This is a genomic window from Bifidobacterium sp. ESL0819 (assembly GCF_052606245.1).
On sequence record NZ_CP199587.1, the window covers coordinates 1,130,540 to 1,154,674 of the forward strand.

A 24,135-nucleotide genomic window follows, 5' to 3' on the forward strand; every position below is an offset into this window, starting at 1 on the left:
ATCATGACCAGCAATCTGATCAACCTGCTGACCCTTGAGTACAACGACAACGAATTAATGAACGCCTTGGCCCTGGCCCTTGATCTGGATCTGTCGGGTCCACGGCTGGCTCTGGCCGGCAGTGCTCCAGAAGTCCGGTTGGAAAGGCTCAACGGGGACAGGCTCTACGAAAAACTCTGCAAGACGTGCCTGTCCTTCGGGGTTGCTCTCTTCGCTGTAAGTTCCGAGGACTTTCGCATCTATGCGCCGCAGATGGGCACGGAGCTGCTGATCACATCAATGCCCGCTGAGCAGTGCCAGGCCTTTGTGGAGCAGGCCTTTGCAGGCCTGGCGCCGGATCGCATTGATCGGTTCGACAAGGTCCTCAGCGCCTGCACTCGGCACAACGGCAGCATCACGCACGCCGTCCAGGAGCTTTTCATCCATAAGAACACCATGCAGAGCCGGCTGGGTGCTCTGGCGAGAGAGACAGGCTACGATCCCCGCCACCTGAGCGATTGTCCTATCCTGGCTGCAGCTTTTGATCATCGCAAATACCTGGCCTACAAGGATATTCCCGACGAAAGCGCGGAGTCGGCGACCATTCTGAGACCGCTGACCAGCCTGAAAGGACGAACTAGTCCAGACTAAGCCCGGGTAGATTCAATGGTCATCGGCGGAGAGCTGCTTCAGTTCGGCTCGGACCTTCTGGAGCTTGGCGAAGGCCGTGTTGCGGTCCTGGGTGGTTCTGGCCCGGCCATGGTCCCCTGTCAGCTTGGTCTCCTGGGCCTTGAGCAGGTCGATGCGCTCGCGGACGGCGAGTCGGTTGTCCAGATCCCTGCCGTCAGTCTGGTCCAGGGTCACCTGTGCGCACAGGCTGTCCCAGACCTGGTCCATATCCTTGCCGACCAGGGTCAGATTGGTCTGATCTGCAGGGCGGGGTCTGCCCACGTGGAGCGTATGCCTGGTCTCATGACCGGCTTTGGCAGGCAGGGCTCGACGGACGGCCGGCGTGCAGACGGGACCTGCTTCATCTCGGTGGATGGCGATGAAAACCATGCCTGAGGAACGCATGGCGGCGATATGCTCCAGCACATCCTCCGGTACATCGGGGGTCTTCAAACCGACCGCCATGACCAGCACCTCATGGCAGTGCGCGCCATCCGTCACAGGGATGGTCCCGGGCCGCAGCAGAGCCAGCATGACGATTTTGTCGACGTTGGTGGAGAAGTGCTGACGCAGCCGTGAGGAGACGGGCGGTCGCGTGGTGAAAGCGCGCAAGGGCAAATCGCCCTTGGCTGCTGGAACGGCGGTGGTGGGCGGCAGGCCCAGGGAGAGGGCGGACACGCCTTCGTAGGTTGCGATTGACATCCTTGGCCTTTCTGTCGCTGTTTCCGTTATTTTACCGGCATGAGCAAGTTTCGGGTCGCGAGTGTCCGTTTGCCGGCAATGTATATTGGCTGTACATCCAAGAGAGCGCACGCAGGGACCTGAACGAACTATTGGCATGCGCAAGATCTGCGGGTTGGAGTGATGAGACTGAATGATGAGCGAAGATTCACGGATGTCAGGGATTACTGTAACCGACGAGGAACGCAAGCTCCTAGAGGGCTGGACCGAGATCGACGGGGATCTGGATGGCTGCAGTCCCGATACGGTTCGGGCCATTCTGGGCTCCCGGCTGGCTTTTGGACGCATGGATGCGCCCCGCTCACGTCACTGGCAGGTGCCCGAGGGAGTGGACTGCCTCAACGATATCGCTTATGTGGACGACGATCTGCGGGCCCACAAGCTGGATCTTTACCTGCCTCATGATGCTCTTCTGCGCAACGGCAGGGTGACCCCGGTATACATCGACATCCACGGCGGCGGGTTCATGTACGGCTATAAGGAGCTTAACCGTAACTTCTGCACCCACCTGGCCCAGCGAGGCTTTGCGGTCTTTTCGGTCAACTACCGGCTGGTCCCGAGAACGGACTTTATGGGCCAGCTGGATGATGTGCTGATGGCCCTGACCTGGATTAAGAATCACCTGAATGAGTATCCGGTCTCGTCTGATCGGATCTTTGTGACGGGAGACTCGGCCGGAGGCACCCTGGCCCTCTATGCGCTGGCAGTTGAGTCCGATGCCCAATTTGCGCGAACGCTGGGGCTGAAGCCCGCCGGGCTGCGGCTTCGGGGCGCTGCCTTCGTCTCTGGTCTTTTCGATCTGACTCCTTATGTATCGGTGGATCCGGCTGGTTTTCATCCCACAGGATCGCCCACCGATGCCCTGACCATGATCGCTCCATCCTTCTTCGGAAGCTTTGTTCGGGCTGGGGGCGATCGCCTGGCCGACTTAACGACCATGGTTGATATGGTCCGCCTGCCGCCGGTCTTTCTGAACACCAGCGCTGACGACTTTCTGCAGGGCGAGGCTCTCAAGCTAGCTGAAATTCTGTGCAGGAGGGGTCGTGACTTTGAGCTGCACGACCTGAGGCCCAACCGCTTGCAGGCCCTGGGGCACGTCTATCCGGTGGCTATGACCTGGCTGGAGGAGAGCATACGTACCCTTGATCAGATCCACGATTTCTCCTACGACCTGATTTGAACCTGTCCGCATGCCCGGTTCATCCGGTCGCTGGCTATGATGGAAAGAGCAAGGTGGGCATCGAAGGCGCTAGGCCCCCGGTGTCTGCACCGCCGTTTACAGAGGAGTGATTCATGGACGAGAAGACCTTGGTAGAGAAGCTGAGCAACCTGGAGACCATCGACCAGCTGGTAGATCTGTCCAAGCAGATCGGCAAGCCCCTGTCCTACGACGACGCGGATCGGCTCTTCGGCAGGATCAACCAGTGCAAGAACGATGTCGCACAGCTGGGCGGTGACACCATCGCCAAGCTGGCCAAGCAGGTCTTCGGCATCTGAATCGTCAGATCTCTTCGAGGGGCGGACCGATATCCGGTTCTGCCCTTTTTTATGCCCGGGCTCGAGCCTCCTGCTCAATCTGGGCCAGGCTCTTGCCCCTGGTCTCGGGCACCATGATCCATGCGAAAACCAGGGCGCACACATTGATCAGCGCGAAGAGCAGGTAGGTGCCGGTGCCGCCCAGCCGGGCCAGCAAAGTAGGGAAGACCAGGGAGAGTCCGAAGTTGGTCAGGTTCATGGCCACGTTGGCGTAGCCCATGCCCCGGCTCTTGACCTGCTGAGGGAATATCTCGGATAGGAGCAGCCAGGTGACCGGGGCCACCAGGCCCTGGACGAAGATCACATAGATCATCATCATGCCGATCATGATCCAAGCAGCCGTGCGTGACGCGTTGCCGGGGGCATCGACGAAGTGATAGCAGACCCCGATAGCGGCGAGGAAGACGATAGTGCCTGCAAGTCCTGCAGTCAGAATGACGCGGCGGTCGAAGCGGTCGATCAGTCCCAGGCCTCCAATGGTGGCCGCTATGGCCGAGACCAGGATGACAGGCACGGTTGCCACCATGGACAGGGAGGGGTCGAAGCCCAGGGTGTCAGTGAAGATCGTCGGCGCGTAGTAGTTGACGATGTTCAGCCCGGTCAGCTGGTTGATCATGGCCACGCCGATGCCGACGATCAGCACGCGCCGCAGCCAGGGAGTCTTGAAGCTGGCGGTCTTCGCGCTCGTCGGCTGCGACAGCTCCCGCATGGTCACCCGGGCCTCTGCCTCGTCGCGTGTGGACTCGAGGAAAGTCGCCGCCTGGACTGGTTCGCCCTGGCGGATCAGATGGGCCGGGCTGTCATGCAGGAAGCAGGCCAGCAGTGCCAGCAGGACGGCAGGCGGCACTAGGGCCCAGAGCATGGTACGCCAGTCGGCACCCATCCGGTCCAGGATGGCGTTGACGCTGACCGCCAGCAGCTGCCAGACCACGATCATGACCGAGTTGACCGAAACCACCCTTCCGCGTTCCGCAGTGCCGACCATATCAGCCAGGTAGATGGGCACGATGGTCGAGGTCATGCCGATGCCGGACCCGATGATCAATCTTCCCAGTTCAAGCAGGGTCAGGCTGGGGGCCAGCGCGCTCAGCAGGGCTCCGGGGATGGCCAGCAGGGCACCGGCCAGGATGATGCGCTTGGGGCCGAAGCGGTCGTTGAGCCTGCCTGCCAGGTAGGATCCCAACGCGGCGCCTATCAGCAGGGCGGAGGTGACCAGTCCCTGCTCGCCAGCCGTCAGGTGCCCACCTGCTCCTGAGCCCAGATTCATGCCGACCAGCGCGCCTGAGATGACGGTCAGGGTATAGCCGTAGAGGCCGCCAGCCAGCACGCCCAGAGCGGTCATCAGCTGCAGATTGCGCCGCTTTCCTTGAATCGCAGTCATGAGGTCCCCCTTCGCCAGTTCATACGGGCAGAATCAGTGTCATCATAAGCGCCTGGGGGAGTGGTCCGTCGGTTCAGCTCGCCATGGTGGACAAGGCAATCAGCCGGAAAACCACCTATCGAATCCGCTATCCGGATCCAGGTCGCCGGCGACGCGAATACTTGATGATGCTGTCCACGACTTGCGCCTGTCATGGGCAGCGAAACAGCTTGATTTCGCATATGATGAACAAGTATCCACAACAAGGACATCGTGGGTGCTTACGGCCATGGTTCCATACAGCCATGGCGATGAAAGGAAACATTGTATGCGCAAGCTGATTCTCGATCTGGACACTGGTGTCGACGACACTCTGGCTATTTCCTATGCCCTGGGCAGCTCTGAAGTTGACTTGATCGGCATAACGGGCACCTATGGCAATGTGCTTCTGGAGCAGGGCATCCGCAACGATCTGGCCATCACCGACCTGCTGGGCCACCCCGAGGTCAAGGTCTATCCGGGCCTGCCCCACGCCTCTAAGGCCGACTCCTTCGAGGTGCTTCCCGTCTCCGCCTTCATCCATGGAGAGAATGGCATCGGCGATGTGGCCATCCCCGACTCGGACCGTAAGGCGCAGACGCAGTCGGCCGTAGATTTCATCATCGATGCGGTCAATACCTATGGCAAGGATCTGGTCTACGTGCCCACCGGCCCCATGACCAACATCGCCGCCGCCTTGGCCAAGGATCCTGATATCGCTCAGCGCATCGGCTCCATCGTCCTCATGGGCGGGGCCCTGACCGTGCCGGGCAATGTGGACGCCTGGCAAGAGGCCAACATCTCCCAGGACCCGGATGCGGCCGATGTGCTCTTCCGCTCCGGCGCGCCTGTGACCATGGTCGGCCTGGACGTGACCCTGCAGACTCTGCTGACCTATAAGGAAACGGCCCGCTGGCGACAGCTGGGCACTGCGGCAGGCGCCTTCCTGGCGGACATGACCGACTTCTACATCAAGGCCTACGAGACCACCTCGCCCCACCTGGGCGGTTGCGGCCTGCACGATCCGCTGGCTGTGGGCGTGGCCGTGGACCCGACTCTGGTCACCACCCTGCCCATGAACATGAAGGTGGAGACCGAAGGCGCCACTCGCGGGCGCACCATCGGGGACGAGCAGCGGCTCAACGACCCGAATAAGACCATGCGCGTGGCCGTCGGGGTGGACGTACCCCGCTTCCTGGATGAGTTCATGACCCGCATCACCAGGCTGGCCTCCCAGGCTGACTGAGGTCCTCCATCCCCGGCAAGTTCACGCAAAAGAAAGAGAATTGAAGACATCATGTCCGAAAAGCAATCTACCGAGGATTCGACAGCCGTACGATCGCTGATCCTGCTGCTGATCACCTTCGTCCTGGGCACCCTGTGCCTGCAGGGCTTCAACCTGGTCTTTCAGCAGGTCGGCAAGGATGCTGGCGCTCCCGATCAAGCCTCGCTGATCACGGCCCTGCCCAGCATCGTCCTGGGCATCGTCTGCTTCATCTACGGATCCTTGGGCGACTTCGTATCTCTGCGCAAGCTGGTCACCTTTGGCTTGTGCATACTGTTCATCGGGTCCGTGTATGGATACGTGGCCAATACGGTCATGGCACCCAACATCTGGAATGTGATCGCGGCCCGGCTGCTGCAGACCGCCGGCGAGCAAGTGGCTGGCTCGGCCTACCTGGTCGTGGCGACCAAGTATCTCAAGCCCTCCCTGAAGGTGATCTTCTTCGGCATCTTCACGGCAGGCTACCAGGTGTCTGCAGCCATCGGCATCTTCGCCGCCGGTCTGCTCAGCTCCATAGCCTGGCAGTACCTCTTCCTGATTCCTGCAGTCACCATCCTCTTCCTGCCCATCCTGCTCAAGAGTCTGCCCACGGGCGGCGGCAACGGCGAGAAGGTGGACTGGCTGGGCTTCGTCATCTTCGGACTGGCCACGGCCCTGCTGACCCTCTTCTTCTCTTACACGGCCTGGTGGCTGCTGGCGGCCTCGGCTGTCTGCTACCTGATTTTCGCCCTATACATCAGCCGGGCCCGGAGCCCCTTCATCACTCTGGACTTCTTCCGCAACAAGCGCTGGCTGATGGGCATCGGGCTGATCCTGATCTTCTACTTCATGAACTACTGCATGTCGCCCATCTTCAATGCCATCGGGCGTGACGTCTACAAGGTGTCGACGTCTACGGTCTCCCTGCATGTGGTCTGGGCCTTCCTGGTGGCCGCCGTGCTGGGCACTACTTCGGGCGCCATTGTGGACAGGATCGGCCGCAAGTCGGCCATCATCATTGCAGCCAGTCTGATGATTCTGGGCTTCGCAGGATCCGCTCTGGCGGTCAATTCCGGTCTGCTGGCCCTGACGCTGACTGCCTGCGTCTATTATGCCGGGGTCGGCCTCCTGTATTCGCCCATCGTCTCCACCGTGCTTGACACGCTGCCCCAGGAGCAGTCGGGCCGCGGCGTGGGCATGAACGATCTGGTCATGAACGTGACCGGCTCCATCGGCATTGCCGTCATCGGCGGTCTGATGGGCAAGCCCAGTATGGAGGGCTTCGGCATCATGGGCGCCACCGGTCCGGCCGCCAACTACAGCAACCTGCTCCTGATCGGAGCTGCCGTGTCCCTGCTGGGCCTGGTTGTGTATTTGGTCTGCAAGAAGACCATATATGCCAAGACTGCCGACCAGCAGTAGGTCAGCCGCAGGTATATTTCTGATATAGAGCCATGGACCATCCGCTTTGCGATAAAGGGAGTTCCTCTCTCTGCCGCAGTCGGGTGGTCTATTGATATGTGTGATGAGGGCGCGGGAGGGTGTCGGCTTCCTCGCGGAATTGAACCCCTTAAGTGACGCTTGCCTATGTGCATGCTGTGCTGACTATGGGCAGGGCGGGATTGATCCGTGCCCGGTCTGAGCCGTTGTTTCCCTGGCGTAGTCGGTCCCCGTCACTGCCCACGCCCAAGCGGAAATCATTGTTCGTCTCCATCGGTGATCTGGTTGCATTTGACCGTATGGGTGGAGCGTTTCTTGGTGTCTCTGCTGGTCTGTTGTAGGGCTGCACAGCTTATGCTGTTGAAGTATATGGGTGGCCCCATTGGGTGGGGGAGTTGGGGCCACCCTGGTGGTCCGGGCTTTTGTGTCGGGGATAGTGATTGTCCGGACCTGCTTACACGAGGGAAGTCTGTATTTGCGTTGGCTGAGGGTCTCCAGCCGGTGGCGTCTGTCTGCTGCGGCTCATGCGAAGGCGAGCAGCCCTGCTGATACAGGGGTGGCAGGCCGTTTCCGCCAGCCAAGTGCAGCCGGGCTGATGGAGGGATACCGGTACGTGCTGCTGGTGTCGGGGGTCTGGACTGCCCCGTTCAGCGTCCAGTCGATGGTCACAATTGCCGTGCCGGGCATGTGTGCTGGCGTGGTCGCCTTCCAGGTGCCGTCCGAGGCTATGACTTGGGACCCATCTTCTTCTGCCGGGAGAATGTTGTTGAAGCATATCTCCGGTGTGGTGGGCGTGGCCGGAGTGATCTTGGTGTCTCCTGCGGCTGGCTTGGGTGCCTTCGGCAACGGTTTGTGGGTCGGCGCTGCTGCCTTCTACGCTGTCGAAGATGACTGTGTACGAAGCTGACTGTGCCTGCGGTTGGCTGTCGATGGCCTTGCCAGGCTCGGAAGCCGCAGTCGCAAGCGTGGTGGACGCATGCTGGAATGGGGGTGTGGCTAGACGAGTTGTCGTGCTGGCGGAAGCGTCTGTTCGCTGGTCTGTTGTGGCATCTTCCAACCTGACCGGTCGGTGCGCTGCTGCTCTGGCTGCGGCGTCGGCTGCAACAAGGCTGCCGATGATCATGCTGGCTGGAAGAATGACGATGACCTGCAAAAGGCTTACAACGATGGCTGACCGGGAAGACGCGTCCGGGTGGCACATGATAGGTTCAAACCCCTTTCCCAAGACAAGGCGGTCCGATGATGAAAAATCCCAAGTTTTTTCATCGGCTGCATGCCGGGCTCATTCCCGGTAGCTAGAAAAACGCTAGCATGCACAGTCGGGTCGGAATGGGAGCAACACCCGGGTAAATCAGGTAAAAAATGTTATGTCAAGTCCGGGATACGGCAGCTTCCTGCCAGGGGAGGGTAAATATGAGAAGGGCGGCTCCGCTGTGCTAGTGGATTGCGGAGCCGCCCTGTTGCGTCCGGATCATCGTTATTTGGGGTTGGATGCTTTCCGGACGTGCTTACTCGAGCCGAAGTCTACTGGTTCAGGCTTCTGGCCTGTCTCAAGCGTCGCGCCGCGATGGTAGTCGCGATGATGATCAGGCCGATGGCAAGGAGCAGGAGTATGCCGGTGCCGCCGGCTCGGGGCAGGACGCTGATGGAGGTGTACCGATAGATGTTGCTGGTGTCGGGGGTTTGCGCAACCCCGTTCAGCTCCCAGTCGATCGTCACGGTGACCGGTCCTGGCGAGTAAGGCGGCGTGGTCACAGTCCAGGTGCCGTCATTGTTTTTCGTAAGAGAGGTGCCTTCTGCAGTGCCGAACTGGACGAGCTTGGGAATGCCTGCTCCTCCGGGGAAGAGGGTGATCTTGCCTGGATGCTGATCCGGCTTGCCGTTGCTGTCGCGTCCCAGCTGAGCGAGGTCGTTCTTTCCCCAGCTGTAGAGGTTGCCATCTGATCCTATGGCTGAGGAGTGATTAGCTCCTGCCTGAGGTTGGATCAGGCTGATGCCGGCTGGAGCGTCAATTTTGGTGGGCGTGCGGTATGTAGTGCCGCTGGTGGTGCGTCCAAGTTGTCCCCACACGTTGTTTCCCCAGCTGTAGAGGTTGCCGTCCGATCCTACAGCGAGGCTAAAGTCATATCCCGCCACGAACCGGGTGGCTGTAACGCCTGAAGGCATGAAGACCTTGTGAGGGATGTTACTCAGATCGATATTGTTTCCTGACTGGCCTTGTTTGCCTCTTCCCCAGCTGTAGAGATTATTGTCGGAGCCGAGAGCCAGCGAGAAGAACTCACCCGTGCTGATTTGCGTGAAAGTGATGCCGTCTGGAATCAGGTTCATTTCGACGGGGTTAGGGTCATAGAACGGCGTGTTCGCATCATATGAGTGACCCAGTTGGTAGCTGCTGTTTAATCCCCAGGTATAGAATTTGCCATCGGAGCCCAAGGCATGGACATGCTGGCTGCCTGGTCCTGTGGCGACATTGGTGAATGTGATGCCTTGGGGTGCAGCTACTTTAAGAGGTTCGGTGCTCTTTGATACTGTCTTGCCTTGTCCTAGTTCGCCATTCGTATCGTCTCCCCAGGCGTAGAGGTTGCCATCGGAGGCTAATGCCATGGCGAAGGATTTGCCTGCGTAGACTCGAGTGTAGCGGATGCCTGCAGGCTGCGCGGCTGTGTGGGGGGCGAAGCCGTCATCGGTGCCGTTGGTGGGGGTGTAACGTCCCAGCTGGCCATAGTCGTTGCTTCCCCAGGTATATACATTGCCGTCTGAGCCAAGGGCTATGGCGAAGCTGTCTCCTGCAGCGGCCTGGGTATAGCGGACTCCGGCGGGTGTATCCACCCGGGCGGGCTCATTTGAGGTTTTGTGTCCAAGCCGGTAATTTTTATTGCTTCCCCAGCTGTAGAGGTTGCCGTCTGAGCCGAGAGCCAGGGAGTAGTCGTTTCCCGATTGGATCCAGGCGAAGCGGATTCCGCGTGTGCCTTGTGGCGGGGTGAGCTTGACGCTCTGGCCGCCGGTTTCGGGCCCTTCCTTCTTGTCGATGCTCCAGTGCGGGACGGGACTGAAGTGGGCGACCAAGGCGATGTCGCCGGTGACGGGCTGGTTGAAGTCGTAGGCTATATTGGAGCCCCCCTTGGAGTCTTTGAGGAACCAGCCGTCGAACAGGTAGCCGTCCTTGGCTGGATCCTTGTCGGGGCGGACGGCCTGATCGCCGTCCAAGACCTGCTGGGCCTCTGGCGTTGATGTGCCGCCTGCGCCATCGAAGGTGACCGTGTATTTGGAACCATCGTATTTGTAGGCTAGGTGCGCATCGGCCTGATGGTCGTTCCTGGTCCAGGTGACCGTTACGTCCACCTGGCCTTTTTTGTGCGCAGGGGTGCGGAAGCTCCAGACGCCGTCCTGCTTCTTGGTCAAGCCTGTAATCGGGGTTCCGTCCAGCTTGGCGCCGTTGAATTTGAATTCTTGGGTGAATTCCGCCTTGCCGGGGGTGGTTACCGGCGCACTGCTGGCGGTGCCGGTGCCCAGCTGGCCGCTGCTGTCGTCTCCCCAGCCGTAGAGGTAGCCGTCTGATCCCATGACCAGGATGTGCCTGTACCCTGCGACGGCTTGGGCATAGGCGACGCCGTCGCGGGTGTTCGCTTTGCCTGGCTGATTTGTTGATGCGCCACCCGTATCTCGTCCCAGCTGGCCGCTGCTGTTGTCGCCCCAGCTGTAGATGTTGCCGTCGGAGCCGGTTGCCAGGGAGTAGTCGTGTCCCGCGCTGACCTGCCTTGCTTTGATGCCGCCGGGCAGGGCCACCTTGCTGGGCTTGCCGGTGCTGCCGTTCCCCCAGCTGTATGTATTGCCGTCTGAATCAATAGCCAGTGCGTGGCGGTATCCTACGCTGACCTGAGCGAAAGCTGCTCCGGCTGGCGTGTCGGCCTTGGCTGGTTTCCAGTCGGATTCGCCGGCGGTCTCGCGGCTCAGCTGGCCGCTGCTGTTGTCTCCCCAGCTGTACATGCTGCCGTCAGATGCGACTGCAAGGGAGGCCTTGCCGCCTGCAGATACCTGAGTGATCTTTATGCCCTTTAGCAATGGCAACGGGTTCAGTTCTCGGTGAGTTAGACTTAATCCGTCGGTTTCGCGTCCCAGCTGGCCGCTGCTGTCATCTCCCCAGCTGTACACAGTTCCATTACTGCTTAAGGCCAGCGCATGGCTTGGTCCTGCGCTGACTTGAACAAATTCCTTTATCTCTCTTTTTTCTCTATTAATTACACTATATACAGTTCCGCCCATCAGTCTCGGCTTGGAAGGTGATTTGAAGGTGGTGTCCCCTAGTTGGCCTTTTTCATTGTTTCCCCAGCTGTAGAGACGGTGATTGATATCGATGGCTATAGCGTAATCGTCTCCTGCGCTGACTTGGAGGAAGCGAACGTCATTTGGCACTTCTATTCGTTCTGGCTGATTGGCAGGCGCGGTGGCGCTGGGGGTGCGTCCCAGCTGTCCCTTGCTGTTGTCTCCCCAGCTGTATATCGCTCCGGTCGAATCGAGGGCTAGCGAAAAGTCTTTTCCTGCGCTGAACTGGCTGATGCGAATATCGCCTATGGCCGGCGCAGTCAGGGTGGCTGGCGTGTTGCCGGAGGTAGGACCATGGCTAGGGGTAAGACTCCATGAATCGGGACCCTTGACCCAGCGGGCCGTCAGTGTGAGGTCTCCGGTGACGGGCTGGGTAAAGTCATATGCGAGGTTCCCGTTGAACCACCCGACAAAGGAAGCGCCTTTGCAGTAGGGGTTTGCAGGGCGTTCCACCCTATCTCCGGATGTGACTGATGCCTTTGGCGTCGTCGAGCCCATCTCGCTTTTGAAGGTTACCGTGTATGTCGCCGACGAGCGTGGCCGAACTGGGCTTTCATCGGTATTGCCGGAATCCTTGGGATCGCTTTGAGTCGGGGTGGGCGCAGGAGCAGGATCAGTGGATGGCGCCGGCTGCTCAGAGTTCTGTGGCGTTGGAGTGGTCGACGGAGTCTCTGATGTGTCTGGGGTGGCTGCGGGTGCAGAAGGCGTCGCGGGTTTTGCCGGCGAATCCTGTGAGGTTGCATTGCTGGAGGCGATGCCGGAATTCTGCTTGTTTACCCCAGAGTCCGCCGACCCCGTCTCCCTGGCGTCTTCCAGCGCGGCCGTTGCGTTCGCGTCGGACGCGCTAGGCTTGCTCGTGGCCGCATTGGCCGTAGCGACTGTGCCGGTAAGAAGGCCGACTGACAAAGTGACAGCGAGCAGCCGGCCAATGACAGTGGTTGACCGATCTGGCTTGTTCCGACGATGACGCATTATTGACGCATTCCCCTTCTTCATGATCACAGGCCCGTTATCAAATAATCCCAAGCAAAACGGGCAACCCGCCGGGAACATCCCCGACCTGACCTGAAACAACTTTATCACGTCTCTAGAAAGGGTAAATATGGAAAGGGCGGCTCCGCTGTGCTAGTGGATTGCGGAGCCGCCCTGTTGCGTCCGGATCATCGTTATTTGGGGTTGGATGCTTTCCGGACGTGCTTACTCGAGCCGAAGTCTACTGGTTCAGGCTTCTGGCCTGTCTCAAGCGTCGCGCCGCGATGGTAGTCGCGATGATGATCAGGCCGATGGCAAGGAGCAGGAGTATGCCGGTGCCGCCGGCTCGGGGCAGGACGCTGATGGAGGTGTACCGATAGATGTTGCTGGTGTCGGGGGTTTGCGCAACCCCGTTCAGCTCCCAGTCGATCGTCACGGTGACCGGTCCTGGCGAGTAAGGCGGCGTGGTCACAGTCCAGGTGCCGTCATTGTTTTTCGTAAGAGAGGTGCCTTCTGCAGTGCCGAACTGGACGAGCTTGGGAATGCCCACTCCTCCGGGGAAGAGGGTGATCTTGCCTGGATGCTGATCCGGCTTGCCGTTGCTGTCGCGTCCCAGCTGAGCGAGGTCGTTCTTTCCCCAGCTGTAGAGGTTGCCGTCCGATCCTATGGCTGAGGAGTGATTAGCTCCTGCCTGAGGTTGGATGAGGCTGATGCCGGCTGGAGCGTCAATTTTGGTGGGCGTGATGTCTGTCGTCTCGCTGGTGGCGCGTCCAAGTTGTCCCCACACGTTGTTTCCCCAGCTGTAGAGGTTGCCGTCCGATCCTACAGCGAAGCTAAAGTCATATCCCGCCACGAACCGGGTGACTGTAACGCCTGAAGGCATGTTGACCTTTTTAGGGGAGCTCATCCACATACCGTTTCCCATCTGGTTTTTGAAGCCGTTCCCCCAGGCGTAGAGATTATTGTCGGAGCCGAGCCCCAGCCCGAAGCCATCGCCTGTGCTGATTTGCGTGAGAGTGACGCCGGCTGGAATGTAGCCTGGATCGTCGCCGGGCCTAGGGTCATGATAGTAGTGCATTTTTTTGGGCAGGGGGTCATAGTGCGGCATGGCTACACCCGGGGTCGGATACAGTTGCTGGTAATTGTTGCTTCCCCAGGCGTATATGTTGCTGTCTGAGCCCCAAGCGTAGATGGTCTGGCTGCCTGGTCCTGTGGCGACATTGGTGAATGTGATGCCTTGGGGTGCAGCTACTTTAAGAGGTTCGGTGCTCTTTGATACTGTCTTGCCTTGTCCTAGTTCGCCATTCGTATCGTCTCCCCAGGCGTAGAGGTTGCCATCGGAGGCTAATGCCATGGCGAAGGATTTGCCTGCGTAGACTCGAGTGTAGCGGATGCCTGCAGGCTGCGCGGCTGTGTGGGGGGCGAAGCCGTCATCGGTGCCGTTGGTGGGGGTGTAACGTCCCAGCTGGCCATAGTCGTTGCTTCCCCAGGTATATACATTGCCGTCTGAGCCAAGGGCTATGGCGAAGCTGTCTCCTGCAGCGGCCTGGGTATAGCGGACTCCGGCGGGTGTATCCACCCGGGCGGGCTCATTTGAGGTTTTGTGTCCAAGCCGGTAATTTTTATTGCTTCCCCAGCTGTAGAGGTTGCCGTCTGAGCCGAGAGCCAGGGAGTAGTCGTTTCCCGATTGGATCCAGGCGAAGCGGATTCCGCGTGTGCCTTGTGGCGGGGTGAGCTTGACGCTCTGGCCGCCGGTTTCGGGCCCTTCCTTCTTGTCGATGCTCCAGTGCGGGACGGGACTGAAGTGGGCGACCAAGGCGATGTCGCCGGTGACGGGCTGGTTGAAGTCGTAGGCTATATTGGAGCCCCCCTTGGAGTCTTTGAGGAACCAGCCGTCGAACAGGTAGCCGTCCTTGGCTGGATCCTTGTCGGGGCGGACGGCCTGATCGCCGTCCAAGACCTGCTGGGCCTCTGGCGTTGATGTGCCGCCTGCGCCATCGAAGGTGACCGTGTATTTGGAACCATCGTATTTGTAGGCTAGGTGCGCATCGGCCTGATGGTCGTTCCTGGTCCAGGTGACCGTTACGTCCACCTGGCCTTTTTTGTGCGCAGGGGTGCGGAAGCTCCAGACGCCGTCCTGCTTCTTGGTCAAGCCTGTAATCGGGGTTCCGTCCAGCTTGGCGCCGTTGAATTTGAATTCTTGGGTGAATTCCGCCTTGCCGGGGGTGGTTACCGGCGCACTGCTGGCGGTGCCGGTGCCCAGCTGGCCGCTGCTGTCGTCTCCCCAGCCGTAGAGGTAGCCGTCTGATCCCATGACCAGGATGTGCCTGTACCCTGCGACGGCTTGGGCATAGGCGACGCCGTCGCGGGTGTTCGCTTTGCCTGGCTGATTTGTTGATGCGCCACCCGTATCTCGTCCCAGCTGGCCGCTGCTGTTGTCGCCCCAGCTGTAGATGTTGCCGTCGGAGCCGGTTGCCAGGGAGTAGTCGTGTCCCGCGCTGACCTGCCTTGCTTTGATGCCGCCGGGCAGGGCCACCTTGCTGGGCTTGCCGGTGCTGCCGTTCCCCCAGCTGTATGTATTGCCGTCTGAATCAATAGCCAGTGCGTGGCGGTATCCTACGCTGACCTGAGCGAAAGCTGCTCCGGCTGGCGTGTCGGCCTTGGCTGGTTTCCAGTCGGATTCGCCGGCGGTCTCGCGGCTCAGCTGGCCGCTGCTGTTGTCTCCCCAGCTGTACATGCTGCCGTCAGATGCGACTGCAAGGGAGGCCTTGCCGCCTGCAGATACCTGAGTGATCTTTATGCCCTTTAGCAATGGCAACGAGCTCGGTCGCAGGGGATCATATTTACTGTCGTATCCGTCCGAGGTATCGCGTCCCAGCTGGCCGCTGCTGGCATCTCCCCAGCTGTACACAGTTCCATTACTGCTTAAGGCCAGCGCATGGCTTGGTCCTGCGCTGACTTGAACAAATTTATTTACACCGCTTCCCTCTGAACTACTTATACTTATATTATTTATAGTTGCCCACACCAGTTTTGGCTTGGAAGATGATTCGAAGTTGCCGTACCCTAGTTGGCCTTTTTCATTGTTTCCCCAGCTGTATAGTTCGTGATTGATATCGATGGCTATAGCGTAATCGTCTCCTGCGCTGACTTGGAGGAAGCGAACGTCATTTGGCACTTCTATTCGTTCTGGCTGATTGGCAGGCGCGGTGGCGCTGGGGGTGCGTCCCAGCTGTCCCTTGCTGTTGTCTCCCCAGCTGTATATCGCTCCGGTCGAATCGAGGGCTAGCGAAAAGTCTTTTCCTGCGCTGAACTGGCTGATGCGAATATCGCCTATGGCCGGCGCAGTCAGGGTGGCTGGCGTGTTGCCGGAGGTAGGACCATGGCTAGGGGTAAGACTCCATGAATCGGGACCCTTGACCCAGCGGGCCGTCAGTGTGAGGTCTCCGGTGACGGGCTGGGTAAAGTCATAGCGAGGTTCCCGTTGAACCACCCGACAAAGGAAGCGCCTTTGCAGTAGGGGTTTGCAGGGCGTTCCACCCTATCTCCGGATGTGACTGATGCCTTTGGCGTCGTCGAGCCCATCTCGCTTTTGAAGGTTACCGTGTATGTCGCCGACGAGCGTGGCCGAACTGGGCTTTCATCGGTATTGCCGGAATCCTTGGGATCGCTTTGAGTCGGGGTGGGCGCAGGAGCAGGATCAGTGGATGGCGCCGGCTGCTCAGAGTTCTGTGGCGTTGGAGTGGTCGACGGAGTCTCTGATGTGTCTGGGGTGGCTGCGGGTGCAGAAGGCGTCGCGGGTTTTGCCGGCGAATCCTGTGAGGTTGCATTGCTGGAGGCGATGCCGGAATTCTGCTTGTTTACCCCAGAGTCCGCCGACCCCGTCTCCCTGGCGTCTTCCAGCGCGGCCGTTGCGTTCGCGTCGGACGCGCTAGGCTTGCTCGTGGCCGCATTGGCCGTAGCGACTGTGCCGGTAAGAAGGCCGACTGACAAAGTGACAGCGAGCAGCCGGCCAATGACAGTGGTTGACCGATCTGGCTTGTTCCGACGATGACGCATTATTGACGCATTCCCCTTCTTCATGATCACAGGCCCGTTATCAAATAATCCCAAGCAAAACGGGCAACCCGCCGGGAACATCCCCGACCTGACCTGAAACAACTTTATCACGTCTCTAGACGTGTCAGTATTGCCTTGATCACAGGATAACAGATATCATGAAACAGGCTGTCTGCCGTATGACCAATGCCTACTCTATTTGGTTCATTTATTCCTGCTGATGAAGCGGATGCGGAACACCGATGAGTCTAAGAGCGGGATGGACGGCACCGGCTCTGCGGACAATGAGCTGGACGCCGCAGGTGCTGCTGAGGCGGACTGGTCCCGGCTGATGCCGCCCAGGCTGATCCAAGCCACGAGTACGCCAGACTGCCCCGGATTGTAGGCAGACGTGGAGGACGGTGTCGGTCGAACCGGCTTTAGGCACGAGGATTTACAGCACGCGAAACACTGAGGATAAAGCTGATCGCCAGTTTTGAACGACAATATTCAGGTCATGGTTAAGATGGTTGAACGCTATATTTCGTGGCTGTCTAGTGCTTAATTGTCTCATGCGTTCGGTGATATTAATGATAGTCGCTCGAGTAGCACCACGGAAGGGAAGCATAGGCGTGGGCGAGGCTGAGACGTAATTGAGTATCAGCTAGGCGGAACTCAAACAGATGGAAGAGTTTGCGGCGAAAGTCGAGCTGGACGAGCCTGTGTCTGTGGTCTCTGGCTAGTGCTGGGCGTATGGATCTCAACCGTACGGTGGATGAGGAGAAGTTCTTCCGGTAGCTTCACAGGAATTCGAGCGGATGCGTCAGCGCAGTGCTGAGAACAAGCAGACAGCTCCGAAGACTTGGAAGGATCAGAGTCCGTACCAGTCCTGACGACGAGATGAGGCGGCTGGCTGAGCAGGAGTACTATGCTCGTTCTTCCGTCATACGTCAGCTCGTCCAGCAGTATGCGGCCGCATACAGGCGTCCTTCAGATTCCTGAATCGGGTAGCGTGTATAATCCTATTTGCGCCGTTTGCATTAAGCGAATGAGATGTGGTCTGGGCTGCGTCTGCATGTTAAGCGCAACCGCCGAAGTCAATCCTGTATGCAAGCACGGTGATTTATTTCCAAAATGCTCTGCATTGCCCATCTGCATCTATTCTGACAGGGTGAAATAGCTTCTGGGAGTATTGAAAACCCAGCCTGAAATCTTTGTGGAAGAGCAGAAGCGCTGATTCCTGTGATATTGGTTGCTGGTCCAGGTTTTAGGTTCGAGAGTCATAACAGTCATTGAAGTTTCCTCATTTTGTGGGGGAGGGGTGAGCACAATAAAGGGGATAAGAGGTATCTGTGGAAGATTCACAGACCCATGGAGGCGGCTTTAGGGAGCCATGCAGCATCTTTCGCAAACAAAAACAATGGCAGTCCCCACCGAGAGCAGACCATCCTAGGTGACAGACTTGTTGCCTCGTCTCCCACCAGCTAGGAGATTCCGTACGGCTTACGGTAGGGGAGGCATGCTTGCTGCCAAATTCATAGCCGCATCTGGCGAACCTCTCGCCGCTCGGTCGCTTCGGTGCCCCAGCTTTTATAAGTTTCGGATATGCGGGTCCAGCAACGCCATTAATTTGACTCCACTCTGCTGGTTGCATGAGAGCTTGTGCGGGTCGCCTTGCGCGATCTCGATTTGTGCAAAGGGGAAGAAATTCTGGCCGTTGCCTGCTGGGTAATTCATGTTGGAAGAAGAGCGCTGCATGGCTTTGCCGTCCACCTTGCATTGTCCGGCTTCCACCCGCTTGAGGTCGGCTCGCTGCGCAAGTACGTACAGGCTTCCCTTTTTGTCGGCAGCAATACTGCTCACGCTGCCGTCACCAGAAACTTTGTACTTGGTCAAAGAAGAAAAATAACTGGCGGCCTCGTTGACCGAGGGTTCTGACCGGGTCTGTCCCTGGCAGCCTGAAAGCAGGCCGACGCTCATCAGCATGGCCATAGCGGCCACCATTTGTTTTCTCCAAGTGGTTTCAGCTGTGCTCGCCTTGTCATGGAACCAGGACTGCAATGCTGTGAGCCGATGCATGCGCCCGTCGGAACCCGGCTGGGCTGCTTGAGAAGAATCAAATTTCATTTGACGGATAGCCTTTGTCTTCTTCATCGGTTCTCCTTAGTGAAGTGGGAGGCTTACGACACTGTTGACCAGATCCAGATTTGGTGAATCAGAAGAGCGGTTATTGAATTAAGTGTAACTCTCTGTTCATAGTACATGAATATGTACAGCTTATCTTGTCGGTGGTCGAACACTGACTCCATATATATAGCAAGCCTCTGCTCAGCCTTAGCGCTCGGTGCTCCGCTTTATCAATAATGATGCTCAGCCCGTCACCTTCCACACACAGCCACCCTGATTCCCTATTGCGCCTGGTGGAGCCGCCGGCGAAAACGAGATGAGGTTTTTGGGGTCTTGACTGACTGCCATTCGGGCATCCGTTTGGTAAATTCTCCCATTCCTCAAGCAGGCTGCGACTTATGAAAGCGACCTAGGGCGGCCAGGATCAGCAGAACTTCTAGGGTGCCGACAATCAACAGCAGGATCAGGGCATGCTGCGAGCCATTGATTGTGCCCAGATGCTGGTCTGCGACTGCGGCCTGGCCTGCTGCGACGATGGTGGCCGCCAGGCTGCTGCCGATGGCTGCGGCGAACTGCTGGACGGTGTTGAAGATGGCGTTGCCGTCGGCCTGCTGCTCCTGGCTCAGCCGGTGCAGGCCGTTGGTCATGATGTTGCCGAAGCTCAACCCGATGCCCAGCATGAAGAAAATATAGAGTATCAGGATGGCCATGGCTGTCAGCCGACGGGCCGTCAAGGCAAATCCCAGGAGACCGATCAGGGCAACAAGGCTACCGCTGATGATGGGGATGCGCGGGCCGAGCTGATCGTAGAGCCTGCCGGAGAGCGGAGCCAGAACGGCTCCGATCGCCGCGCCCGGCAGCACCACCAGTCCGGCCTGCAGCGAGGTGCAGCCATCAACCAGCTGCAGGTGGTTGGGCAGGATGAATGAGAGAGCCAGGGCGCTGATCTCGAAGAGGATGTAGGCCCCCACATGCAGGCAGAAGCGCCTATCGGCAAACAAGCGCACGTCGATGATCGGTTGGGCCTGATGCCGAGCACGGAGGGCGAACGCTGCCAGGGCGATGAGTCCAAGGACCAGCGCTCCGCCGAATCTCCAGGAGAGCCATCCTGCCGAGGCGTTGCTGATGCCGAAGATCAGGCCGGCAAAGCCTAGGACCATCAGGAACACGTCAAGCGAGCCCAGCTCGGCCGCTTCCCTGTCTGCCAACACAGGAACTGAGGGTATGCAGGACAGGCCGGTCACCAGCGAGATGAGCAGTATGGGAATCAGGATGACGAAGACGAAACGCCAACCGATGGTGGTTGCTACCAGACCGCCAAAGGTGGGGCCGATGGCTGGTCCGATGGCTGTAATCAGTGTGCCTACGCCCATCATGGTGCCGATGCGCTTTGTCGGGACCTGCTGGAGGATGATGTTGAACATCAGCGGCAGGGCGATGCTGGTGCCCAGCCCCTGTATGGCCCTGCCCAGCAGCAGGAGCGGGAAGACCGGAGCCAGCGCGTCGATGACCAGTCCGGCCAGGAAGAGCAGGTTGGCGCACAGAAAGAGGGTCCGGCTGCGGAATCGGCGCTTGAGAACTGCCGAGAGCGGGGTGATGGAGGCGACGACCAGCAGATAGAGGGTGGTCATCCATTGCACGCTGGAGGTCCCGATGCCGAAATGGCTCATGAGGGCAGGAAAGGTGATGTTCATGGCCGTTTCCACGATCACGCCGCAGAAGGACATGATGCCAGTGGCTACCACAGCGCCGATTACCTTGTGAGGGATTGCCGTGCTTTGCTCCTGGATTCGGCTCATGAGCGAGGCTCCTTCCCGGTCTGGGAGGCATCATCGGAATTCAACGCGATGAAATAGGCCAGCACGCGGTCGAAGGCAGCCAGATCATGCTGGTCGAACCGGCGCTCCATGGCCTTTTGCTGGTCTTCTATATAAACCCGCACTGCTGTCTGCAGGCCCCGGGCCTTGGCCGTCGGAGCGATGATGCGTTGACGGCCGTCCCTGGGATCCCGTCTGGCCGCGATCAGTCCGCTGGTTTCCATCCTCTGCAGGATTTTTGTCGTTGTAGACGGGCGGATGTCGAATTCCAGCTCGATGTCCCGCTGGGTATGGTTCTGGGACTCGCCCAGGAAGTCGATGATGGACATCTGGGTGCCGGTCAGTCCGTATCGAGTCGCGTAGGCGTCCATGGACCGTGACATGAGGTTGGCTGCCCGTTTGATCCGCTTGCCGTAGTCCTCGTGCAAAGGCTCTCCTTGGATAGATAGTTAGCTACCTAAGGAATAATCTCCTGGGTATGGACAAGCGTGCGTATCTGGGTGCTAATGCTGTAATGCTGTCTATGGATTCTTCTGCATACGTGGCTGAAATCTGCCGGATCGTTGCAGAAAACAGACCGGTGCCGGAGGTTTGACAGTTGCCTAGACCAAGAAGGATAAGGCCGGTTCTGGCGACACAGAAGGAGCTGCTTGTCCGACTTATTCCCGGCGCTGGCTGATGTCGCTGACTGATCCGCGCTGGATCAGCTTCGCTGGAACAAGCGTCTTGGTGTCTGTGGGCACGTATTCTCCCTCACACTGGAGCTTTACCTTGGCGAAGGCCTCGCGTCCGATGGTTTCGAAATCCATGCGCATGGTGGTCAGGCTCAATCTGGGGACTGTTCCGATCAGAGAATCGTCGACCCCGATCACGCTGACATCCTCAGGTACTCTTTTGCCGGAATCCTTGAGGCCTTCAATGGCCCCATAAGCCATCTGGTCGTTGGCAGCGTAGATGGCTGTGCAATCAGCTTCATGGGCCAAGGCGCGCCCCGCCTCATACCCGCTGTCTGCCTCCCAGTCGCCGATATAGGTCGGCGGTACCGGGATGCCGTGAGCGTGAAGAACGTCTCTCCAGCCCTTGGCCCGGCTCTCCGCAGCCCGTGAAGTCGAAGGGCCTGAGATGTGGTACACGGTGCGGTGGCCTTTCTTGAGCAGATATTCGACAACCGAAGTCGAGCATCCGTATTGGTCGGCATCGATGGTGGGGCAGTGAGCGGAAGGCTTCTCGGTGATGAGGACCACGGGAAGCTCCTTGCTGGGTCTGAAGCGATCAAAGTCGACGACTCTTTGTTCTAGTACTACTATGACGCCGTCGACAGGCAATCGCTTCATCTGCTCTACGATGTCCGCCAAGGTGATTTCCGACGAGTAGTTCACGACATGGACGGTTGCTGCATATCCGCATTCGGACGCAGCTTCCACAGCGCCATCCAGGATGCGTGCATTGCCAAATGTAGTGATATTGAACAGGACAATGCCAATATTGTTGAACCGGCCGTGTTTCAGCGCCCTGGCAGCGTAATTCGGCCGGTAACCTAATGCTTTCATGGCGTTCAGCACTTTTTGCTTGGTCTGGGGTCGCACGGCCGTGCTGTCATTGACGACTCGCGACACGGTTTGTGGTGATACCTCGGCAAACCGTGCAACGTCCTGTATCGATACCTGTTTCTTTCGTCCCATGCCTACCTGATCCAGCTCATGGGAGCTTGCCGCCATGTGTGCGAGCAGCCCCTTGGTGGCAGACAATATGTTTGCGACACCATTTTGATAACCATGAGTATATCAAAGATTGGAAGGATATTTGATACCGTGATACGTGCTATGATGATAACGAAAACATCCGGTGAACGTCCATTGTGGTTCAGTATGGTCGGAGCTTGATTGTTTGTGTTGTAGCACAGCTTCGAGGGAGAAGGTCAGATATGGCTGCTGTTGCTAGCGGCGATGCTACCCAGTCGAGTAGTGCGCCCCGGGGCCACATGGGTTCTCGTTGGCGTGGTTGGTTGTTTATGGGGCCGTTTGCGTTGGTGTTTGTGGTGGTGTTTGTGGTGCCGGTGGTGTATGCGGTGTGGATTTCCTTGTTTCAGCATCGGATGGTTGGCGGGACGGTGTTTGTTGGGTTGGCCAATTATCGTCGTCTGATGGCTGATGGGCAGTTCTGGTCGTCGGTGCGTCGGGTGGTGGTGTTCACGGTGGTGCAGGTGCCGATCATGCTGTGCTTGTCGGCGTTGATGGCTTTGGCCTTGGATTCGCTGCGTCTGCATGGGATGCGGTTCTTCCGTATTTCGACGTTTCTGCCGTATGCGGTGCCGGCGGTGGTGTCGGCTTTGGTGTGGGGGTTCATGTATGGGGCGAAGTACGGGCTGGTGGGCTCGCTGAACGCGTGGCTGGGCACGCATGTGGATGTGCTGCAGCCGTCGGTGCTTTTGGCGGCGATCGGGAACATCAATACGTGGGAGTTCACGGGGTATAACATGCTGATTTTCTATTCGTCGCTGTCGACGGTGCCGCGTTCCTTGTATGAGGCGGCTGCGATCGACGGGGCGAGCGAGTGGCAGGTGGTGCGCCGGGTGAAGCTGCCGGAGCTGCGGGGCTCGCTGGCGATCACGGTGATTTTCAGCATCATCGGCTCCTTCCAGCTGTTCAACGAGCCGAGCGTGATGCAGAACATGGTGCCTGGCAATGCGATCACGACGTATTACACGCCGAACATGTATGCGTATAATCTGAGTTTTTCGGGCAATCAGTCCAATTATGCGGCTGCGCTGGCTATTGTGATGGCGGCGTTGACGATGCTGGTGGCGTATGCGGTGCAGCTGCGGAGCATGAGGGAGCAGATGCGATGAGCGTGCTGGATGCTGAGGGCCGCAGGGTGCGTGCGGCCGAGCGTGCGCGGGCTAGGCGCGTGGCGGCGGACGAGCGGGCGGAGCGGCGTCGAGCGGCGTCGAGCGGATTCTCGAACCCGTCGAATCCGCGCCGGTCGGTGTGGCTGACGCTGGCGTGCGGCGTGTTCGCCCTGTACTGCCTGTTCCCCTTCGCCTACCTGCTGGTGAACGCGACGAAGACGCAGGCGGACTTCACGAGCACGTTCGGCCTGGGGCCGGGCCGAACGTTCGCCTTGTGGGACAACATTCGTGAGGTGTTCTCCTATCAGCAGGGGATCTTCGCCCGCTGGCTGGCGAACACGCTCCTGTATGTGGTGGTGGGCGCGGGCGGGGCAACGCTGCTGGCGGTGATGGGCGGATATGCGCTGGCCAAGTTCCGGTTCCCGGGCCGCAAGGCGGTGTTCGCGGTGGTGCTGGGCGCGATCAGCGTGCCGGGCATCGCGCTGGCGGTCCCCCAGTTCCTGCTGTTCGCGAAGCTGGGGCTGACGGACACGCCCTGGGCGATGATCATTCCCAGCCTGATCAGCCCATTCGGCCTGTATCTGATGTGGATCTTCTCGGACCAGGCGGTGCCGGGGGAGCTGCTGGAGGCGGCGCGCGTGGACGGCGCCTCGGAGTGGCGCACCTTCCGCACGATCAGCCTGCCCCTGCTGGCGCCGGGGATCGTGACCTGCGCCCTGTTCACGATCGTGGCGACCTGGAACAACTACTTCCTGCCCCTGATCATGCTCAAGGACGCGGACTGGTACCCGCTGACGATCGGCCTGAACCAGTGGAAGGACCAGGCCAGCACCGCGGGCGGGCAGGCCATCCAGAACCTGGTCATCACCGGAAGCCTGATCACCATCATCCCCTTGGTCATCGCCTTCCTCCTCCTGCAGAAATACTGGCAGTCCGGCCTCGCCGCAGGAGCCGTCAAAGAATAACCAAACAAACCAAAACC

Annotated in this window: 19 protein-coding genes; 8 read left to right on the forward strand and 11 right to left on the reverse strand. The window is 59.0% G+C overall.

The features are described 5' to 3' along the window. The first annotated feature begins 3 nt into the window (after positions 1-3). On the forward strand, positions 4-630 hold the full coding sequence (locus tag ACUIAD_RS04765; protein WP_445342933.1) for a helix-turn-helix domain-containing protein: 627 nt from the start codon (positions 4-6) through the stop codon (positions 628-630). Positions 631-642: 12 nt separating this feature from the next. On the opposite strand, the gene ACUIAD_RS04770 is transcribed toward ACUIAD_RS04765, so the two are convergent. Continuing rightward, on the reverse strand, positions 643-1,350 hold the full coding sequence (locus ACUIAD_RS04770; protein WP_445342934.1) for a DUF4391 domain-containing protein: 708 nt from the start codon (positions 1,348-1,350) through the stop codon (positions 643-645). 193 nt (positions 1,351-1,543) lie between these two features. On the opposite strand from ACUIAD_RS04770, the gene ACUIAD_RS04775 reads away from it, so the two are divergent. Together ACUIAD_RS04775 and ACUIAD_RS04780 are read left to right on the forward strand one after the other, a co-directional pair. Continuing rightward, positions 1,544-2,569: an alpha/beta hydrolase gene (locus ACUIAD_RS04775; RefSeq protein ID WP_445342935.1), complete on the forward strand. Its 1,026-nt coding sequence runs from the start codon at positions 1,544-1,546 to the stop codon at positions 2,567-2,569. 113 nt (positions 2,570-2,682) lie between these two features. Next, entirely contained in the window at positions 2,683-2,886 is a 204-nt protein-coding gene (locus ACUIAD_RS04780) for a hypothetical protein (RefSeq protein WP_110451808.1), read from the forward strand. A 49-nt stretch (positions 2,887-2,935) separates the two neighbouring features. Here the strand turns inward: ACUIAD_RS04780 and ACUIAD_RS04785 are convergent, their stop codons facing one another. Further along, entirely contained in the window at positions 2,936-4,306 is a 1,371-nt protein-coding gene (locus ACUIAD_RS04785) for a sugar porter family MFS transporter (RefSeq protein WP_445342936.1), read from the reverse strand. Between the two features lie 307 nt (positions 4,307-4,613). Here ACUIAD_RS04785 and ACUIAD_RS04790 point away from each other — a divergent pair, with 307 nt between their 5' ends. Together ACUIAD_RS04790 and ACUIAD_RS04795 are read left to right on the forward strand one after the other, a co-directional pair. Beyond that, positions 4,614-5,570 carry a nucleoside hydrolase gene (locus ACUIAD_RS04790; protein ID WP_445342937.1) on the forward strand — a complete coding sequence of 319 codons (957 nt, stop codon included), beginning with the start codon at positions 4,614-4,616 and terminating at the stop codon, positions 5,568-5,570. A 51-nt stretch (positions 5,571-5,621) separates the two neighbouring features. Beyond that, positions 5,622-7,010: an MFS transporter gene (locus tag ACUIAD_RS04795; RefSeq protein WP_445342938.1), complete on the forward strand. Its 1,389-nt coding sequence runs from the start codon at positions 5,622-5,624 to the stop codon at positions 7,008-7,010. Positions 7,011-7,173: 163 nt separating this feature from the next. On the opposite strand, the gene ACUIAD_RS04800 is transcribed toward ACUIAD_RS04795, so the two are convergent. The 5 genes from ACUIAD_RS04800 to ACUIAD_RS04820 form a co-directional block, all read right to left on the reverse strand. Next, positions 7,174-7,302 (reverse strand): hypothetical protein, encoded by a 129-nt coding sequence (locus ACUIAD_RS04800; protein WP_258333120.1) that lies wholly within the window; start codon positions 7,300-7,302, stop codon positions 7,174-7,176. A 248-nt stretch (positions 7,303-7,550) separates the two neighbouring features. Beyond that, positions 7,551-7,874 (reverse strand): hypothetical protein, encoded by a 324-nt coding sequence (locus ACUIAD_RS04805; RefSeq protein WP_445342939.1) that lies wholly within the window; start codon positions 7,872-7,874, stop codon positions 7,551-7,553. Between the two features lie 678 nt (positions 7,875-8,552). Continuing rightward, positions 8,553-12,323 (reverse strand): RCC1 domain-containing protein, encoded by a 3,771-nt coding sequence (locus ACUIAD_RS04810; protein ID WP_445342940.1) that lies wholly within the window; start codon positions 12,321-12,323, stop codon positions 8,553-8,555. 241 nt (positions 12,324-12,564) lie between these two features. Continuing rightward, positions 12,565-15,816 carry an RCC1 domain-containing protein gene (locus ACUIAD_RS04815; RefSeq protein WP_445342941.1) on the reverse strand — a complete coding sequence of 1,084 codons (3,252 nt, stop codon included), beginning with the start codon at positions 15,814-15,816 and terminating at the stop codon, positions 12,565-12,567. Continuing rightward, positions 15,756-16,463, reverse strand: a complete 708-nt coding sequence (locus ACUIAD_RS04820; protein WP_445342942.1) for an InlB B-repeat-containing protein — start codon at positions 16,461-16,463, stop codon at positions 15,756-15,758. Before ACUIAD_RS04820 ends, ACUIAD_RS04815 begins: the two co-directional genes overlap by 61 nt. 148 nt (positions 16,464-16,611) lie before the next feature. Between ACUIAD_RS04820 and ACUIAD_RS04825 the strand changes: the two genes are divergently transcribed. Then, the gene (locus tag ACUIAD_RS04825) at positions 16,612-16,767 is read left to right on the forward strand and encodes a hypothetical protein (RefSeq protein WP_445342943.1); all 156 of its coding nucleotides are present in this window, start codon (positions 16,612-16,614) and stop codon (positions 16,765-16,767) included. 1,184 nt (positions 16,768-17,951) lie between these two features. Here the strand turns inward: ACUIAD_RS04825 and ACUIAD_RS04830 are convergent. From ACUIAD_RS04830 to ACUIAD_RS04845, 4 genes are all read right to left on the reverse strand, one after another. Beyond that, positions 17,952-18,515 carry a hypothetical protein gene (locus tag ACUIAD_RS04830; protein WP_445342944.1) on the reverse strand — a complete coding sequence of 188 codons (564 nt, stop codon included), beginning with the start codon at positions 18,513-18,515 and terminating at the stop codon, positions 17,952-17,954. Positions 18,516-18,868: 353 nt separating this feature from the next. Then, positions 18,869-20,287 (reverse strand): MFS transporter, encoded by a 1,419-nt coding sequence (locus ACUIAD_RS04835; RefSeq protein ID WP_445342945.1) that lies wholly within the window; start codon positions 20,285-20,287, stop codon positions 18,869-18,871. Further along, entirely contained in the window at positions 20,284-20,733 is a 450-nt protein-coding gene (locus tag ACUIAD_RS04840) for a MarR family winged helix-turn-helix transcriptional regulator (RefSeq protein WP_110451817.1), read from the reverse strand. The genes ACUIAD_RS04835 and ACUIAD_RS04840 overlap by 4 nt, the downstream gene beginning before the upstream one ends. A 231-nt stretch (positions 20,734-20,964) precedes the next feature. Then, entirely contained in the window at positions 20,965-21,987 is a 1,023-nt protein-coding gene (locus tag ACUIAD_RS04845; RefSeq protein ID WP_110451818.1) for a LacI family DNA-binding transcriptional regulator, read from the reverse strand. A gap of 299 nt (positions 21,988-22,286) precedes the next feature. Between ACUIAD_RS04845 and ACUIAD_RS04850 the strand changes: the two genes are divergently transcribed. Next, positions 22,287-23,153 (forward strand): carbohydrate ABC transporter permease, encoded by an 867-nt coding sequence (locus ACUIAD_RS04850; RefSeq protein WP_445343801.1) that lies wholly within the window; start codon positions 22,287-22,289, stop codon positions 23,151-23,153. Next, positions 23,150-24,118 (forward strand): carbohydrate ABC transporter permease, encoded by a 969-nt coding sequence (locus tag ACUIAD_RS04855; RefSeq protein WP_110452897.1) that lies wholly within the window; start codon positions 23,150-23,152, stop codon positions 24,116-24,118. Before ACUIAD_RS04850 ends, ACUIAD_RS04855 begins: the two co-directional genes overlap by 4 nt. Positions 24,119-24,135: the final 17 nt, after the last annotated feature.

Coding starts and splice junctions, on each gene's coding strand:
- ACUIAD_RS04765 (WP_445342933.1), top strand. CDS start 4: ATGACCAGCAATCTGATCAACCTGCTGACCCTTGAGTACAACGACAAC.
- ACUIAD_RS04770 (WP_445342934.1), bottom strand. CDS start 1,350: ATGTCAATCGCAACCTACGAAGGCGTGTCCGCCCTCTCCCTGGGCCTG.
- ACUIAD_RS04775 (WP_445342935.1), top strand. CDS start 1,544: ATGTCAGGGATTACTGTAACCGACGAGGAACGCAAGCTCCTAGAGGGC.
- ACUIAD_RS04780 (WP_110451808.1), top strand. CDS start 2,683: ATGGACGAGAAGACCTTGGTAGAGAAGCTGAGCAACCTGGAGACCATC.
- ACUIAD_RS04785 (WP_445342936.1), bottom strand. CDS start 4,306: ATGACTGCGATTCAAGGAAAGCGGCGCAATCTGCAGCTGATGACCGCT.
- ACUIAD_RS04790 (WP_445342937.1), top strand. CDS start 4,614: ATGCGCAAGCTGATTCTCGATCTGGACACTGGTGTCGACGACACTCTG.
- ACUIAD_RS04795 (WP_445342938.1), top strand. CDS start 5,622: ATGTCCGAAAAGCAATCTACCGAGGATTCGACAGCCGTACGATCGCTG.
- ACUIAD_RS04800 (WP_258333120.1), bottom strand. CDS start 7,302: ATGGAGACGAACAATGATTTCCGCTTGGGCGTGGGCAGTGACGGGGAC.
- ACUIAD_RS04810 (WP_445342940.1), bottom strand. CDS start 12,323: ATGCGTCATCGTCGGAACAAGCCAGATCGGTCAACCACTGTCATTGGC.
- ACUIAD_RS04820 (WP_445342942.1), bottom strand. CDS start 16,463: ATGTTCCCGGCGGGTTGCCCGTTTTGCTTGGGATTATTTGATAACGGG.
- ACUIAD_RS04825 (WP_445342943.1), top strand. CDS start 16,612: ATGCGGAACACCGATGAGTCTAAGAGCGGGATGGACGGCACCGGCTCT.
- ACUIAD_RS04830 (WP_445342944.1), bottom strand. CDS start 18,515: ATGAAGAAGACAAAGGCTATCCGTCAAATGAAATTTGATTCTTCTCAA.
- ACUIAD_RS04835 (WP_445342945.1), bottom strand. CDS start 20,287: ATGAGCCGAATCCAGGAGCAAAGCACGGCAATCCCTCACAAGGTAATC.
- ACUIAD_RS04845 (WP_110451818.1), bottom strand. CDS start 21,987: ATGGGACGAAAGAAACAGGTATCGATACAGGACGTTGCACGGTTTGCC.
- ACUIAD_RS04850 (WP_445343801.1), top strand. CDS start 22,287: ATGGGTTCTCGTTGGCGTGGTTGGTTGTTTATGGGGCCGTTTGCGTTG.
- ACUIAD_RS04855 (WP_110452897.1), top strand. CDS start 23,150: ATGAGCGTGCTGGATGCTGAGGGCCGCAGGGTGCGTGCGGCCGAGCGT.